General features: G+C 64.6%; 17 protein-coding genes and 1 pseudogene. 14 read left to right on the top strand and 4 right to left on the bottom strand.

Annotated elements, in window-relative coordinates; all coding sequences use genetic code 11:
• Window positions 1-174: 174 nt before the first annotated feature.
• The 6 genes from E3O28_RS15535 (at window position 175) to E3O28_RS15510 (ending at window position 4,497) form a co-directional block, all read left to right on the top strand.
• Window positions 175-750: a helix-turn-helix transcriptional regulator gene (locus tag E3O28_RS15535; protein ID WP_198411455.1), complete on the top strand. Its 576-nt coding sequence runs from the start codon at window positions 175-177 to the stop codon at window positions 748-750.
• The gene (locus E3O28_RS15530) at window positions 723-1,085 is read left to right on the top strand and encodes a hypothetical protein (RefSeq protein WP_134373132.1); all 363 of its coding nucleotides are present in this window, start codon (window positions 723-725) and stop codon (window positions 1,083-1,085) included. The genes E3O28_RS15535 and E3O28_RS15530 overlap by 28 nt, the downstream gene beginning before the upstream one ends.
• Window positions 1,082-1,378 carry a hypothetical protein gene (locus E3O28_RS15525; RefSeq protein ID WP_134416715.1) on the top strand — a complete coding sequence of 99 codons (297 nt, stop codon included), beginning with the start codon at window positions 1,082-1,084 and terminating at the stop codon, window positions 1,376-1,378. Before E3O28_RS15530 ends, E3O28_RS15525 begins: the two co-directional genes overlap by 4 nt.
• A gap of 79 nt (window positions 1,379-1,457) precedes the next feature.
• Window positions 1,458-2,042 carry a chlorite dismutase family protein gene (locus E3O28_RS15520; RefSeq protein ID WP_134416713.1) on the top strand — a complete coding sequence of 195 codons (585 nt, stop codon included), beginning with the start codon at window positions 1,458-1,460 and terminating at the stop codon, window positions 2,040-2,042.
• A gap of 802 nt (window positions 2,043-2,844) precedes the next feature.
• Window positions 2,845-3,501 (top strand): histidine phosphatase family protein, encoded by a 657-nt coding sequence (locus tag E3O28_RS15515; protein ID WP_134416711.1) that lies wholly within the window; start codon window positions 2,845-2,847, stop codon window positions 3,499-3,501.
• 705 nt (window positions 3,502-4,206) lie between these two features.
• The gene (locus E3O28_RS15510) at window positions 4,207-4,497 is read left to right on the top strand and encodes a hypothetical protein (protein ID WP_174721920.1); all 291 of its coding nucleotides are present in this window, start codon (window positions 4,207-4,209) and stop codon (window positions 4,495-4,497) included.
• 405 nt (window positions 4,498-4,902) lie between these two features.
• Here E3O28_RS15510 and E3O28_RS15505 read toward each other — a convergent pair whose 3' ends face one another.
• Entirely contained in the window at window positions 4,903-5,151 is a 249-nt protein-coding gene (locus tag E3O28_RS15505; protein ID WP_134341898.1) for a hypothetical protein, read from the bottom strand.
• Between the two features lie 85 nt (window positions 5,152-5,236).
• Here E3O28_RS15505 and E3O28_RS15500 point away from each other — a divergent pair, with 85 nt between their 5' ends.
• Window positions 5,237-5,530, top strand: a complete 294-nt coding sequence (locus E3O28_RS15500; protein WP_134416709.1) for a hypothetical protein — start codon at window positions 5,237-5,239, stop codon at window positions 5,528-5,530.
• Here E3O28_RS15500 and E3O28_RS15495 read toward each other — a convergent pair.
• Window positions 5,496-6,080, bottom strand: coding sequence for an XRE family transcriptional regulator (locus E3O28_RS15495; protein WP_104100433.1), 585 nt, complete (start codon window positions 6,078-6,080; stop codon window positions 5,496-5,498). The two genes, E3O28_RS15500 and E3O28_RS15495, sit on opposite strands and share 35 nt — an antisense overlap.
• A gap of 102 nt (window positions 6,081-6,182) precedes the next feature.
• Between E3O28_RS15495 and speB the strand changes: the two genes are divergently transcribed.
• Genes speB through E3O28_RS15475 form a run of 4 tightly spaced genes read left to right on the top strand, consistent with a single transcriptional unit; the run spans window position 6,183 to window position 9,686 of the window.
• Window positions 6,183-7,181: an agmatinase gene (gene speB, locus E3O28_RS15490; protein ID WP_104194494.1), complete on the top strand. Its 999-nt coding sequence runs from the start codon at window positions 6,183-6,185 to the stop codon at window positions 7,179-7,181.
• Between the two features lie 42 nt (window positions 7,182-7,223).
• Window positions 7,224-7,619, top strand: coding sequence for a nuclear transport factor 2 family protein (locus tag E3O28_RS15485; protein ID WP_134416707.1), 396 nt, complete (start codon window positions 7,224-7,226; stop codon window positions 7,617-7,619).
• A gap of 29 nt (window positions 7,620-7,648) precedes the next feature.
• A complete protein-coding gene (locus E3O28_RS15480; RefSeq protein WP_134416705.1) occupies window positions 7,649-9,025 on the top strand; it encodes a cytosine permease in 1,377 nt (458 codons plus the stop codon).
• Window positions 9,006-9,686, top strand: coding sequence for a cyclase family protein (locus E3O28_RS15475; protein ID WP_134416703.1), 681 nt, complete (start codon window positions 9,006-9,008; stop codon window positions 9,684-9,686). Before E3O28_RS15480 ends, E3O28_RS15475 begins: the two co-directional genes overlap by 20 nt.
• Window positions 9,687-9,790: 104 nt before the next feature.
• Here E3O28_RS15475 and E3O28_RS15470 read toward each other — a convergent pair whose 3' ends face one another.
• Window positions 9,791-10,471, bottom strand: a complete 681-nt coding sequence (locus E3O28_RS15470) for a TetR/AcrR family transcriptional regulator C-terminal domain-containing protein (protein WP_198411453.1) — start codon at window positions 10,469-10,471, stop codon at window positions 9,791-9,793.
• An 80-nt stretch (window positions 10,472-10,551) separates the two neighbouring features.
• Here E3O28_RS15470 and E3O28_RS15465 point away from each other — a divergent pair, with 80 nt between their 5' ends.
• Window positions 10,552-11,127 carry a DUF4386 domain-containing protein gene (locus tag E3O28_RS15465; protein WP_134401350.1) on the top strand — a complete coding sequence of 192 codons (576 nt, stop codon included), beginning with the start codon at window positions 10,552-10,554 and terminating at the stop codon, window positions 11,125-11,127.
• A gap of 144 nt (window positions 11,128-11,271) precedes the next feature.
• On the top strand, window positions 11,272-12,240 hold the full coding sequence (locus tag E3O28_RS15460) for an NAD(P)-dependent alcohol dehydrogenase (RefSeq protein ID WP_134416701.1): 969 nt from the start codon (window positions 11,272-11,274) through the stop codon (window positions 12,238-12,240).
• A gap of 322 nt (window positions 12,241-12,562) precedes the next feature.
• Here E3O28_RS15460 and E3O28_RS15455 read toward each other — a convergent pair.
• A pseudogene (locus E3O28_RS15455) lies at window positions 12,563-13,084 on the bottom strand (transposase); the annotation flags it as partial.
• Between the two features lie 200 nt (window positions 13,085-13,284).
• On the opposite strand from E3O28_RS15455, the gene E3O28_RS15450 reads away from it, so the two are divergent.
• On the top strand, window positions 13,285-14,088 hold the full coding sequence (locus E3O28_RS15450) for a LysM domain-containing protein (RefSeq protein WP_134416699.1): 804 nt from the start codon (window positions 13,285-13,287) through the stop codon (window positions 14,086-14,088).
• The last annotated feature ends 27 nt before the right edge of the window (window positions 14,089-14,115 follow it).

Raw genomic sequence — 14,115 nt, 5'->3', positions numbered from 1 at the left:
GATTCGCGAGCCGATCGTCGAGGCGAGGGCAAGTGTGTCCACAGTCAATCCAGGCCGATGTTGTCCCTGCAGGCCGATCCTGCCGGTGCAGGCCAGACCCTCAGGCACGGGTTGCATCGAGTGCGCACTAGAATATGATGCACAAGTCATATTGGAAATAAGGAGGAGACGATTGTGGCAGCTTCATCTACTCTCGTCCGCGCCGCTCGCCGGAGCAAACACCTCACTCAAGCGAGACTCGCAGAGCTAACCGGCATTGACCAGGCCAGCGTCTCCCATCATGAGCGTGGACGGGATGCTGCCTACAGCACGGTCGATCGGCTGCTCGCCGGCGCCGGACACCGCCTGTATGCCGCTCCCACGCGTCGTGATGACGCTGCCAGCTCCGCAGAGGCGATCAGAGAGCATCTTCGAGCGAAGGATACAGACCGCGCGCTCCGGGCTTTGCTTCAGTTGAACGATAATCTCATCGCCGAACACGGACTCGTTCGAGGAATCCTTGGGCTGACGGAGCCGGAACCCACCGGCGATCATATGTGGGATGCCGCCATCGCGGCTCTCGTGGCATGGCGACTCAATCAAGAGAACATCCCGCTGCCTGGATGGGTCAACAACCCCGATCGCGCACTGACCGAACCTGTCGTGTTTCGGGTCGACCCGGCCGACCCCGCGCCCGAACGTGATGACGTGCCGAACGAGTTCGCCGAACGCGGCGTTCTTGCATGGGCAGATACCTTCGCGAGCGTCTGATGTCCGGCACCGCGCTGGACCGCAACGCGATCATCATCGGCCTCCGTGATCTCGTCGCCGAGCTTCGTAATTCGGGTGAGGTGGCCGGCATCCGGCTCGTGGGCGGTGCGGCACTCGCCCTGTGCTACTTCGATCGGGGGACCACGCAGGACCTGGATGTCCTTCACGTCCGCCCCGGCTCGGACGATTCCGTCGCTGCCGCCGAACGAGTCGCACTGAAGCATGGGTGGGACGCGAAGTGGCTGAACTTCGAGGTCACGAAGGCCGACGCCGTCCCGACCCTCGGCCGCGTCGTCGAGTGGGAGACAATTGACGATGAGGACGGCATCGTTTGACTAAAGCTCCCGTTGACGTCGGCTTCGAGTCCGCCGGTGAAAGCCCAGAGGGCCATCAGCACCGGTGGACCCGCGGCGGTGCCACCATCGACGTCCTCATCGCAGAGCACGTCGGTGAGAAGGCCGCAGCACGACGAGGAGTCACAGGAGGCACCCCCCTGGAAGCCCGAGGATCCAACCAAGCAATCGACCGGGCTGAGCTGGTCACCGTCAACCATGATGAACGCCAGGCCCAGATCTGGCGGCCGAACCTTTTTGGGCTGACGCTGGGGCTTCGACCTGAGGATGCCTGATCGCACGCCATCAGAGCCTGCTGGGGCGGTTCTCAAGATGATGTTAGCGTCGAAGTCGCCGATACCGTCAGGAGTTCCAATGACCGACGCCCTACCCGTCGCTTTCACTGCAGGCGATGCTGGCCAGTGGCGTATTGATCGCATCATCGCGGTGACCGGTGACGGGCTCCCCGCCGCCGCGCGTCTGCTGATTCGTGAAGGAGCGGCAGAGGATGAATCATGGTTGTCGGGGTCATCGGCCACGGACGCCCCGGGGTGGACCCTGCGCGGCACCGTTAGTCATCAGCGTTACACGACCGCTGCCGAACTGGCCGAGCTGACGGCGCGGTCACCGGCTCTGGGCCGACCCGGCGCGACCGTCGCCTCCTTTATCCCCATCACCAAGTCAAAGGAGTGGTGGGAATTGGCCCAAGACGAACGCCGGCAGATTTTCGAGGAAACCAGTCACCACATCCGACGTTCCATGAACTCGCTGCCAGCTGTGGCTCGGCGGCTCCATCACAGCCGTGATGGGGGTGGGCCGTTCGATTTTTTGACCTGGTTTGAGTACGCGCCCGAAAGTGTCGCGGATTTCGACGAGCTGCTCGATGAGTTGCGGAGCACCGAGGAATGGATCTTCGTCGAACGTGAGGTCGAGGTGCGCTTGTCGCTCGGTTCGCAGTGACGAGCGCCCCGACGCCGGTCAGTTAACCGCAGATGATGAGCAACGGGCGAGAATGTCCCTCCGGTTCTGGCCCTGGCATGGTGTCCGGTGGCTGGGGCGTTGGTGGGTCGCTAGTTGTTCCGGGACGGTCCCCGTTCTGGAGCCGGCGGGGCTGCGGGCGGTGAGGCCACCCACCCGGACACGAAGTCATCGTCGTAGAGGGATTCCCAGCCGGGGTTCTTCGCTATGGGTATGTATGTCGCGGCGTGGGCGTTGAGCCAGTCGCCACCCCGCCCTCGGTTGTCGGCGATCTCGAGGGCCTACTCAAGCGCTCGGGAAGAGGGACGAATCTCAGCGTCGATATCGTCGGTGAGACCACGATCAGGGATGTATCGAAGGACAATGCGGCGCCTCCAATGAAGTAGACACCGGTGCTCAAACCGTCGCCCTGCGGACGTTGGACAAGGTCCCGGAGGCCGTCGATCAGGTCGGCTCGGCCAAGACGGTTAGCACTCTGCGGCATTTTTAGACACTCGCCAGGACGGACTTGTCTAGTACTATGTTGCGACGGGAGAACCCTGCCGGCACGTTCTCATCCCGAATCGTCCTCGTGTAAGTGCTGCCTGAAACATCCGTTGTTCCGGGGTGGGCGAGCAGCTCTTCGCTTTCCGAGCCGTCTGCGCTCACCATGAACGGCCGTAGCCGCGTGATGGCTGGGATGCCCGTTCCCCCACCTGCTTCGAACACCCGCAGGGGTGAACGTTGGCCTTTCCAGCAATCAAGCACCTCCATCGAAACGGGGGTGCGATACTACTGTTGCCGTATGTTCACGATCGAGCCGCTGCCCAGCCACCCCGCTCCGGATAACCCGTCGGGGAAGCTGATTCTCTTGCGCCATGGGGAGACGGAGTGGTCGAAGGATGGCAAACACACTGGGCTCACGGATATTCCGCTCACTGCCCGGGGAGAGGGACTTGCCCGCGGCGCGGGCAGGTTAGTGGCCGGTTACGATTTCTCCCTCGTGCTGACCTCGCCGCTGCAGCGTGCGCGACGCACCGCTGAGCTCGCTGGCCTTCATGCTGAGGTCGATCCGTTTCTCGTTGAGTGGGACTACGGCGGGTACGAGGGGCGTACGACGCGGGACATCCGCAGTGAACTCGGCTACAACTGGAGCGCATTCACCCACGGTGTGATTCGTGGTGACACGCCTGGTGAGACGGTGGAGGAGGTCGCCGCCCGCGCGTCGCGGGTGCTCACGCGGGTGCTGCCTGCCATGGAGGAGGGAGATGTCGCCCTGATCGCGCACGGACATTTCCTGCGCATTCTCACCGCCGTGTACCTGAGGATGGCCCCTCGATTCGGTGCTCAAATCAGCCTGGATGCTGGATCAGTCTCCGTGCTGAGCTATTACCGAGAGCAGCCGGCCATCTTGTCGTGGAACTACGGAGCCGAACTGCCTTTGGTGCCCTCAGAGTCCTAAGTCGCGACCCAAAGTGCTGAAGGACTTGGGATCGCGGTGCCGACCGGGACGGTTCAAATGGTCATCATTTACTCATCACATTCATCTCGATTCGACCCAATTTGACAAAGTACAATTGGAGGCAGTGAACTGCCCGGTTCCCTGTAAGAACAAGGGAATCCGCGAGTATTGCGGGATATTCGGCGAAGACAGAGTTAAGGCCTGAGCCTTCAAGGGGTCGCGGGTTTGAATCCTGTCAGTCCCACCAAAGGGCCATTTGCGAAACTCATTACGAAACGGTCCGGTCGAAACAAAAAGAAATCGCTCCTGAGGCTTCTCAGGAGCCATTTCTGGTTTATGGGGTTCTCGCGTCCGTTTCCGGCCGCGATTCTTGAGTTGTGTGCGAGATCTGCGGCGACGGCCAGTCCGGGAAACCGGTGCTTCCCAGGGGTTTCGGAGTCGACGCGGACGGCGATATTGATTTCCCAGCCCCAGCGGAAGTTTGCGTTCCGGGCCTTCTTGATGGGTGTGGTTTTATCGACCTGCCCTTTGGGCGTCGACACCGCTGAGCAGCGAATGAATTTGCCCCTCGCGCTGGGTCCGATCCGAGTCAGTGTCCGCCGGACTATTGCTCGAGCGTCGTTAGTCCATGAGGTCGGGCGCGCGCCAGACTCCAGTGCGGCGGCATCCGTTGCCCTCGATTTGCACGGGTGGGATAGTAACTTCATGGTGTGGATGCGAGGGCTAGCCGGCGCGATGGCGATCGCCCTCGACGGCACGGGCGCCGGAGCGCCCTACGACTTCACGTGGGCGTTTGTCCTTCAACCTCGAACCGACGGGGCGACGCGGCTTGTCGTTCGCGAGCGGTACGCGTACCTCACCGACTGGGCCAAGGTACTCGTGGAGCCGATCGAGATGGTGAGCTTCCTCATGACCGAGCGGATGCTCCGGGGCATCCGGGACCGTGCGGAGCATTCTCCCTCGCGCACCTCCTTGCGGTCGCCGAACCATCGTTGAGCGATTCTTATTGAGATCCCTGTTCCTGGCGATACTCGGAAGGGGACGGGACGACCCCCTTGCTGATGAAGCCGGGAGAGAGTTAGAGGTCACTCGCTCCCGCTTCTGGCATCCGACTGCGTCGACGCGGTGGAGAACGGGTGGCCGCCTCGATGGGCAGTAACCGCGATCCGCTCGCCGAGAGTGGGGTGACCGAAGAGGCTCGCACCCAGGCCGCCCCGTCCAGATTCCGCCGTCGCGATGAGGACTCGCACATGTCGAGGGGTGCTCGGCCGGTAGCGGCGACGCTACTGTTTGTCGCTAGCCTGGGTCCGCGGTTCTGATCCGGTTCCTACGCCGTTCCTGAATGCCCACGCAGAACCCTGTCGGCATCCGCGATGGTGGCGCTGCATCGTCGTTAGGAAGTCACCGTGTTTTGCTGGAGAAATCGTTCGGGTCGAGGCCGGCGATTCGACGCGCATGCTCGTGGAGTGCTTCTTCGCTCACGGTGTGTCCAGCATCTGCGAATCGTTCACGCAGCGCGTCGAGGACTTGGGGCTCACTGTGGCCGGCGAGGTCAGCTTCCTCCTGTGCGAGAATCCCCGCCACCTTGTCCTCGTCCGATTTAGAATGCTGGTCTTGGATCGGTTCACTCTGTGTGCCGTCACCATTCATGCTGCTCCTCCGATCTCAAGGGTTCTGTTAGCAAGCCTAACGTTCAGAGTGAGACGCGGACAGGCTTTAGTGTGAAGCGGTCGACGTGGACCCGGATGTGCTGCGGGCGGCCGAGTTCGACTTCGCCGGCCCGAGCGTCGCCTTGGAACGCGTCGACGAAGCTGTGGCGGACCACCGCGCTGCGGAAGGGACGAAGTGGATGACCGGCCTCGGTCCCGACCTGGACAGGGTTTTATCTGCCGGGCTCCTGGATGCCATCAGCGGATTCCTCAACGATTTCGGGGCGGCCGCGCCCCTGCCTGCGCTGATCTGGACGCTGGGGTTCGAATACGACGCGGTCTCGGTCAGGCCGAGCCGCTCCACGGCGCGGGCACGATGACCCACAGCACGACGGCTGGCTCGCCGCCCTCGACCTGCCAGGTGTGCGGCTCTCGACCGGGGAAAGTCAGTGCGTCGCCGGCGTGGACGGCCACGGTGCGACCGGCGAATCGCACGGTGAGTGATCCCGAGACGACGTGGAGCGCTTCGACGTCGCAGTTGATCGTGTACAGATCGGTCCCGCCGTGCGCGTCCGGCTCGAGTTCTGATCGCAGCAGCTGAACCCGCTCCTCGCCGCGCGGCGACATCAGTCGCTCGTCGGCGTGCACTCCGCCCAAGTTGATCCGCGGAGCGTCGGCGTACGCGACATGGTGAACGTCGGGCTCGGCGAAGAGCGCTCCGACGGGCAACGAGAGCACCTGACACAACTGGACAAGCGTTGCCACGCTCGGTGACGTCTCGTCGCGCTCGACCCGGCTGAGGAAGCCCTTGCTGAGGCCCGTCGTCTGAGCGACCTGGGCGAGTGACATGCCCTGAGCGGTGCGCGCGGAGCGCAGCTTGGCGCCGATGGGTGTCGCGGTGCCTTCGGCGGTGGGGTGGATGGCGCGCACAGTTCCTCCTCGAAGCTGCTCACACATTCGTCCTTGACGATCTGCACGGGACAGCGTACGGTAGCGCTGTAGTTGTCTATAGCGTACCGAAAGTTGTCGAATATGCAACCGCTCAGCAAAGATGCGACGGATGAGCCCCGCGGGCCGGTGGACGCGAGTGTCGTGCCCCGGTTTGCCGGAATCGCGACCTTTGCGCGACTCCCGCGGCTCGACGAGGTCGAGCGGGCAGACATCGCGATCGTCGGGATTCCCTTCGACAGCGGAGTGAGCTACCGACCCGGTGCTCGGTTCGGCCCCGCTCATGTGCGCGAGGCCTCGCGCCTACTGCGACCGTACAACCCTGCGCAGGACGTCTTCCCGTTCGACGCCCAGCAGGTCGCCGACGCCGGCGACATCGCCGCGAACCCGTTCGACATCGCTGCTGCCGTGGCCGAGATCGAGGCGGGCGCGCGCCAGCTCAGCGAGCACGCCGACCGACTAGTCGCCATCGGCGGAGACCACACGATCGCTCTGCCGCTGCTTCGCGTCGCGCACGCGCAGCACGGGCCCGTCGCGGTATTGCACTTCGATGCCCACCTCGACACGTGGGACACGTACTTCGGGGCGCCGATGACTCACGGGACCCCCTTCCGGCGGGCGTCCGAAGAAGGCCTCATCGACCTGACCGCGAGCATGCACGTTGGAATTCGCGGCCCCCTGTACTCGAAGGACGACCTCGAAGACGACGCCCGGCTCGGCTTTGCGATCGTCACGAGCGAATTCGTCGAAGAGCACGGGGTCGCGGCCGCCGTCGAACGCATCCGCGCCAGAGTCGGAGACGCGCCGCTCTACATCTCGATCGACATCGACGTACTCGACCCCGCCCACGCGCCGGGAACAGGAACTCCGGAGGCGGGCGGGCTCACGAGTCGAGAACTACTACGGATGCTGCGTGCCCTGGCCGACCTGCGCATCATCGGCGCCGACGTGGTCGAAGTCGCCCCCGCGTACGACCATGCCCAGCTGACCGCTGTCGCGGCCAGCCACATCGTCTACGAGCTGCTGAGCGCGATGGCGCCTGGGGTGACCCACCCCGACCGACAAAGCCCCGACCTGACGTAGAAGTCCCGAACCCGACCGACAAGCCCGACGCAGGAGACACCCATGACACTGCCCACCCCAACGGACGAAGAAGTCCGTGCCGCGGCATCCGCCATCGTCGAGGCGTTCGCCGCCACCGACGGCCCGCGCTACTTCTCACTCTTCGCACCTGACGCAACCTTCGTATTCCACACCGAACCTGCGCGAATCGAGGACCGGGCTGCCTACGAAGCCATGTGGGAGGAATGGGTGGGCGGCGGCTGGAGCGTGCAATCCTGCGTATCGAGCGCGGCCGCGGTGCAGGTGTTTCCCGGCGGAGCCGTCTTCACCCACTCCGTCAGCACGAGCGTGAGCACCGCGGACGGACCCATGTCTTACCGGGAGCGCGAAACGATCGTCTTCCGGTCTGATTCTGCCGGTCTCATCGCCATCCACGAACACCTGTCACCCCAGCCGTGACCAGTCCCTATTCATCGAGGAGCCCAAAGATGTCGCTCTACACCCGTCTCGACCGCCGACTGGACACCAACTCAGATGACGCGGGCCCGGTTCGCGGAACCTACTCGCTCGGCCGCGTACTCATGATCTGGCTGGCCGCGAACCTTGTGGTCACCACCCTTCTGACCGGCACGCTCTTCGTGCCGGATGTGCCGTTCGGCCTCGTCATCGCTCTGATCGTGGGCGGAACGATCGTCGGAGCAGCAGTGCTCGTGACGGTCGGTGCGATCGGAACGCGCACCGGCCTGCCGACGATGGCAATCACGCGCGGACCGTTCGGGACGCGCGGGAGCCTGCTGCCGGTGGCCGCCAACGTGGTCATCCTCATGGGCTGGAGCTGGGTGCAGGCGATGCTCGCCGGGATCGCCCTCAACTACATCGTCGCGTCGATGACCGGGTTCTCGAACCCCGTCATCTTCGCGGTGCTCTGCCAGACGATCGTCGTGATCCTTGCGATCTTCGGCCACGCCGGAGTCGCTCGGGTGGAACCGTGGTTCGCCGCGGTCATCCTCGCGATCGCCGCCTACATCTTCGTCGTAGCGTTCTCTACGTTCCCGCCGGCAGAGTTCGCGGCCATCCCGGCGACGCTAGAGCCGTTCTACTCCCCGGGACTGGCGTTCGATGTCGTGGTCGCGACCGCCATATCGTGGACGGTGCTCTCGGCCGACTTCAACCGCTTCGCATCGACGACCCGCGCGGGCGTGGTCGGCTCGGGAATCGGTTACACCCTGTCGACGGTGATCTCGATGACGCTCGGCGCGAGCGCGATCGGCTACGTCGTCCTGCGGGGCGGCGACGCGATGGCGTTCGACCCTGTGACGATCATCGAACCCTTCGGCGCCCTGTTCGCGGTCGCGATCTTCCTATCCGTGATGGCGACGAACACGATGGTCGTCTACGGCATGGTCACAAGCGTGGTCAACGCGCTCCCCGGCCGCCGGATGAAGTTCCTGCCCACCGCGATCGTCCTCGGGCTCATCTCGATCATCGGTTCGACCTTCTTCGGTCTGCTGGCCCAGTTCACGACCTTCTTGGTCACGATCGGTGCCCTGTTCGCACCGATCTTCGCGATCATGATCGTCGACTACTACATCGTCGCACGCGGCAGCTACAGCGCCGACATCCTGAAGGCTCAAGGCGGTCGCTACTGGTACACCGGCGGCATCAATTGGCTCGCTGTCGCGTCGTGGGTGGTCGGTGCGGTGTCCGCCTACGTGTGGGCGTACGTGTGGCCGCTTCCGTTCGGTGCGACCGTTCCCGCATTCCTCCTGACCTTCGCCGTGTACTTGGCCTTCTCGCTCGCGCGCCGCAGCAGGACGCCTTTCGAGCCCAGCCAGCACCTCGCCGATGCCGACACCTCTCGCTGACGGCCCTGGAGCGCCGCCGCGCGCGGCACTCCGGGACCTCAGTCACCCGATCACCGACGGGATGCCGGTGTATCCCGGCGACCCGGCGGTCCACGTCGAAGCCGCGCTGGTCCTCGACCGCGACGGGGTGGCCGTGACAGGGCTGCGAATGGGGTCTCATACCGGGACGCACATAGATGCGCCGTCCCATACCGTCCCCGGTGGCCGGACAATGGCCGATGTGGCCCTCGACGAGCTCCTCGGCGATGCGCTGGTGGTGCGGGTGCGAGCGCTCGCCGAGGGCGAGGTATACGGGTGGGACCGGCTGAATGCGGAGCATCCGCTACCGGATCGATTGCCCCCGATCGTCGTGATCGACACGGGCTGGGCGCGGTGGTTCGGCGACGCACGCGCAGTGCGGCATCCGGCCCTCGATGCCGGTGCCGCGAGCGAACTCGTCGCTCGCGGGATGCGGATCCTCGCGGTCGACACGCTGAGTCCCGACCCGACCGGCACGTCGTCGGCCGCCTTTCCCGTGCACGAGGTCGTGCTGGGCCGCGGCGGGCTGATCGTCGAGAACCTCTGCGGCCTGGATGACCTGCCGTCACAGGTGCGGATCGGCTTCTTCCCCCTGCGACTCGGCTGCGACGGGGCGCCGGTGCGCGCGGTCGCCTTCGTCTGAGGCCGAGCAGCGAATGAATTCGCGCCTCGCGCTGGGTCAGATCGGGAGTCAGTGGTCCGCCGGTCTCATCCGATGGAAGGTGTTTGGCCTTGTCCGGCCGAACGTTACTGACTAGGAGGAACGGAGTCGCTGAGAAGGGCTACTTCGAGACCGTCGAGAATCAGTTCGAGACCGAAGTCAAATTCGTTGCCGAAGGCGTATCCGGGCTGCAGGATCAGCGATACTGCCATCGCGGCGAGGTTCTTAAAGGAGTCGGTCATGGCTTCCTGCTGCGCCATAATGGCTTCGGTCGCGTCGCCGATGTCGCCGGACGGGTCGAGCGGCAGCGAGGCCTCCTGCTGGGCGAAGCCCAGCACGTAACTGTCCAGGATCGACATGGCGTGGCCCGTCATGGCCATCGAGAAGCCCGCAGCCGTTAAGCAGCCGATGACCGAATCGAGGTGACCGAGGGTCGCCGGTCCAGGGGATGTGCGGGCCTTCATGCTGATGGCCCAAGGATGCAGTGCCAGGACACTGCGCGTCGACCCCGCCCGCTTCCGCATCGCCGCCCGCCACTCGTCCCCAGCACTCGGCGTCGCGAATTCGGAGTGCACGATGTCGAGCATCCCGTCGAGAAGATCTTCCTTGTCCTTCAAATGGTAGTAGAGCGACATGGCCGTTATGTCGAGTGCGGCGGCCAGCTTGCGCATGCTGAGCAACTCGATCCCGTCGGCATCGGCCAGCGCCATGGCGACCCTGATCGCTCGCTCACGGGTGACCGGTGTTCTATCTTCAAGCTTCGCCATAGACATCACCATACGCCGTATGGTACTTTCGCACTGTCCACCATACACCGTAAGGTGCGACGACTGGAGATGAGAAACGTATGAGTAATACACGCACAATTGCCCGCACAGTCGGCGCGCTGATGCTTGCCGCCTTTTTCCTTTACGGCACTGGAAGCTCTATCGCGACGACCGCTTCCCCCGGCGGCCTCCTCACCGCAGGAGTGGTGCTCATGGTGTTGAACTCGGTGGCCGTGATCGCGATCGGAGCTGTCATGCTTCCTGTCCTTTGGCCACACGCTCCAGGAATCGCGGCCAGCTACCTCGCCACCCGGATCTTCGAGGGTGGGTTTTTGGCGGTCGGCGCGGTCGCGCTACTCGCAGGCATGGGCGGCACCAACTTCCTTGCATACAACATTGCGATGGCGGGCCTTGGCGTCGGTAGCCTGCTGTTCTGCATTGCGCTCTACCGCTCACGCCTCGTGCCACGGTTCCTGGCCGTGTGGGGATTTATTGGCTACGCGTTATTCGCGGGCGGGTGCTTTCTCGAACTCGCCGGCGTAGTGGGTGCCAGCCTCGTTTCCACCGTTCCGGGTGGCCTGTTCGAGCTGTTCTTCGCCATTTGGCTCATTGTGCGGGGCTTTGGCACGACCGCAGCCGTAACGGCTCGGGCATGACCGTCCCCTGTCCCACAAAAGGCCAGCCGTGATTGGGCACCGCTCCGGCCCGGCCACCGGTCGCGTCACCGCCGCCCGGCTGTGCGCAGCGCCGAAAGACGTTACCGGTAAGCGGTACCCTGCAGCCGAACTAGGAGGCACATCTTGAAGGCAATAGTTCAGCGGGACTACGGCGATGTAGAAGTGCTCAAAGTGGAAGACATCGACCATCCGGTCGTTGGTCAAAACGACGTTCTCGTCCGCTTGGTAGCCGCGAGCCTCAACCATGCCGACTGGATTCACATGTCGGGCACACCGCTTGTCGCGCGATTGGCCTTCGGCACTCGAAGACCGAAAGCGATGACGCGGGGCAAGGATGTCGCGGGCGTCGTCGAGTCGGTCGGCACCAACGTCACGGCCTTCCGCCAGGGCGACGAGGTCTACGGAGAGCTCAGTTCAGGAACCTTTGCGGAGTACGTCGCCGCACCCGCCTCCCTTCTGGCGCGAAAGCCGGTCAATTTGACCTTCGAGCAAGCCGCCGCGGTGCCTCTGTCCGGGATGACAGCTTTGGTCGGCTTGCGCGATGCCGGTTCGGTGACGCCCGGTCAGCGGGTGCTGGTCAATGGGGCATCCGGGGGAGTGGGGACTTTCGCTGTGCAGATCGCGAAGGCGCTCGGCGCCGAGGTCACCGCCGTGAGCAGCGCCGCCAACGCTGCGCTCGTGCAATCACTCGGTGCCGACCACGTCGTCGATTACGGCCGCGACGACTTCACCCGTGGAACCGCTCGGCACAACGTCATCTTCGATCTGATCGGGAACCACACGCTGACCGAATTGCGCAGCGCACTCATTTCCAAGGGAGTCCTCGTGCTCTCCAGTGGCACAGGCGGACGCGTGGTCGGGCCTACGGGGCGCATCCTCAAAGCCGTTGCCATATCGCCATTCATTGGCCAAAAACTCAAACCATTCACCCAGAATGGCAGCACGAAAACGCTGAACGAGCGACGCGACCTGATTGAGGCCGGGCGGGTGACCCCCGTAATCGATCGCATCTATGGGCTTGCCGGGGTGCCCGCTGCCATGCGGTACTTCGTCGACGAGCACGCCCGTGGAAAGGTCGCGATAAGCGTCTGATCTCGGAAGCGGATGGACCCGACCTCATTTAGCCGTTGGACCGGAGGGCTTCGATGAGCAGCGCGGTGAGCCCCCCCATCGGTCGCGAGCCAGGTGCGCCACGCATCCCACTGAGCGGGCGTCAGCAGCCCAAGGAACCAATCGACCATTGCGAGTAACCATACTCAGCCAATATGCAAACGTGGTGCTGGCCGTTGCCCCTCACCATGTGCTCGTCAACCTCACTAGTGCCATCGCTTTGTAGCTGTCATCGGAGTGGCCAGGGACCCACTCAGGCTTCGAGCTAGAGCGGCGGTCGGAAGTCGGTTCGCGTCTGCGAGTGCCGGCGGAGCGCGGCGAGCTGTTCGGCACGCTTGGGGAGCACGACGTTGGTCGCGTTCGTGCCCGTCACCACGACGGTCTGCTCGCCCAGCGCCCGGGTGATCTCGTCCGCGAGGCGCCGGCCCATTCGCGGTGCCAACTTCAGCAGCTGGTTGCCAAGTCGAGTTGGGCCAGCGGCCTTCATCGCCGCTGGCGTTGGGTAGCGCTGCAGCAGATCCAGCACCGCCGGATGGTCCAGGTGCGGGCCCAGGACCCGCTCCAACGCAGGGTGGATCTGGGCGAGCAGGCCCCGGATACGGTTGCTCGTGGCCGTGATCTGGCCGACGACATCGTCGTCGAAACCGCAAAGCATCGAGAGCTCAGCGACCTGCTCATCGGCCAGCTGCAGCGACCGCAAAGCGTGCGGGAGGCTCCTCGCGGCTTGGGCGATGATCGCGGCATCGCGGGCGTCGGTCTTGGCTTCGCCCGCGTGCAGGTCCGCGACGCGCCTCATTGCCAGCCCCGGCAGGTAGCCCACGAGCACGTCTGAACCGCGGCATCCGGGCAATTCAGGCGACTGAAAAGTCCCCCTGCTTCGCCCGCAAGCCCAACCGCCAACGGGAGGGTTCATAGCGACCAGTGCGTCCGGTGGCGACGTCGGTCGAGCCATCTCGTTTCTCGGGCCCGCGGCTGGACCGGCGACGCGGCCGACTGCCATACTGGGCCCGGCGGGGAGGGGACCTGATGCCACGACTGACGACATCCGTTCTGGGGAGCATCGCTCTGGTGCTCGGACTGGTGGCCTGCTCGCCCCCGACAACCCAGACTCCACCGCTCGACACGGCCGTTCACACTGATGCGTCGGCCCCGCCCGACGGCGCGGTCGACGTCGTCATCCCCGACGGTGTCATCGGCACGGCCGAGCTCACGTCGGCCTCGGGGGACGACACCGTCTCCGGAACCGTCGTCGTCACGGCCGCAGGCGGCGGGTTCGACGTCGCACTGAAAGACTTCCACTCGGACGTTCCCGGAGGCTTGCAACTGTTCTTCAGTCCCTGGTCGGAGACCACGACTTGCCTGGCCGACATGTACAACTTCTCCTTCGGCAACCTATCCACGGAAGCCGATCAGCCCGGGCTGAGTTTGGGAGACAGAGACTACTCCCGGGGCAACCCCAGCTACTTCCTGACTGCCGTCATCACGGAGACCGACCCGAGCACGACCGATCCTGACGGCTGCGTGCTCACTCCCCGGGCGGTCGGCACGATCACCTGGGACGTGCCGGACACCCGGCCCGGGCTGCTCGCCGTTGACACCGGTTCCCGGTTCGGCGCCGGCGGCGCCACCGCCACAACCGATGGTGCCCCCATCTCCTACCGGGCGGTCGCTGGCGACACGCTCAACGACATCGCCGACCGCTTCGGCATCACGGTCGACGATCTCGGCTTCCTCAACCCACTCACTAGCCGCCAGCTCCAGGCCGGTGACGATTTGAACCTCCAGGTGGCACTGCGTGGCGGCGCCTCGGTCCCGCCGCCTTGGGCCTGAACGCCGCTTCAGGGCATGAACCGCCGC

This window comes from Cryobacterium sp. TMT2-14, from assembly GCF_004402465.1.
Taxonomy (GTDB): Bacteria; Actinomycetota; Actinomycetes; order Actinomycetales; family Microbacteriaceae; genus Cryobacterium; species Cryobacterium sandaracinum.
The sequence above is the reverse complement of the archived record's forward strand: the minus strand, read 5'-3'. Positions and strand labels throughout refer to the sequence as shown.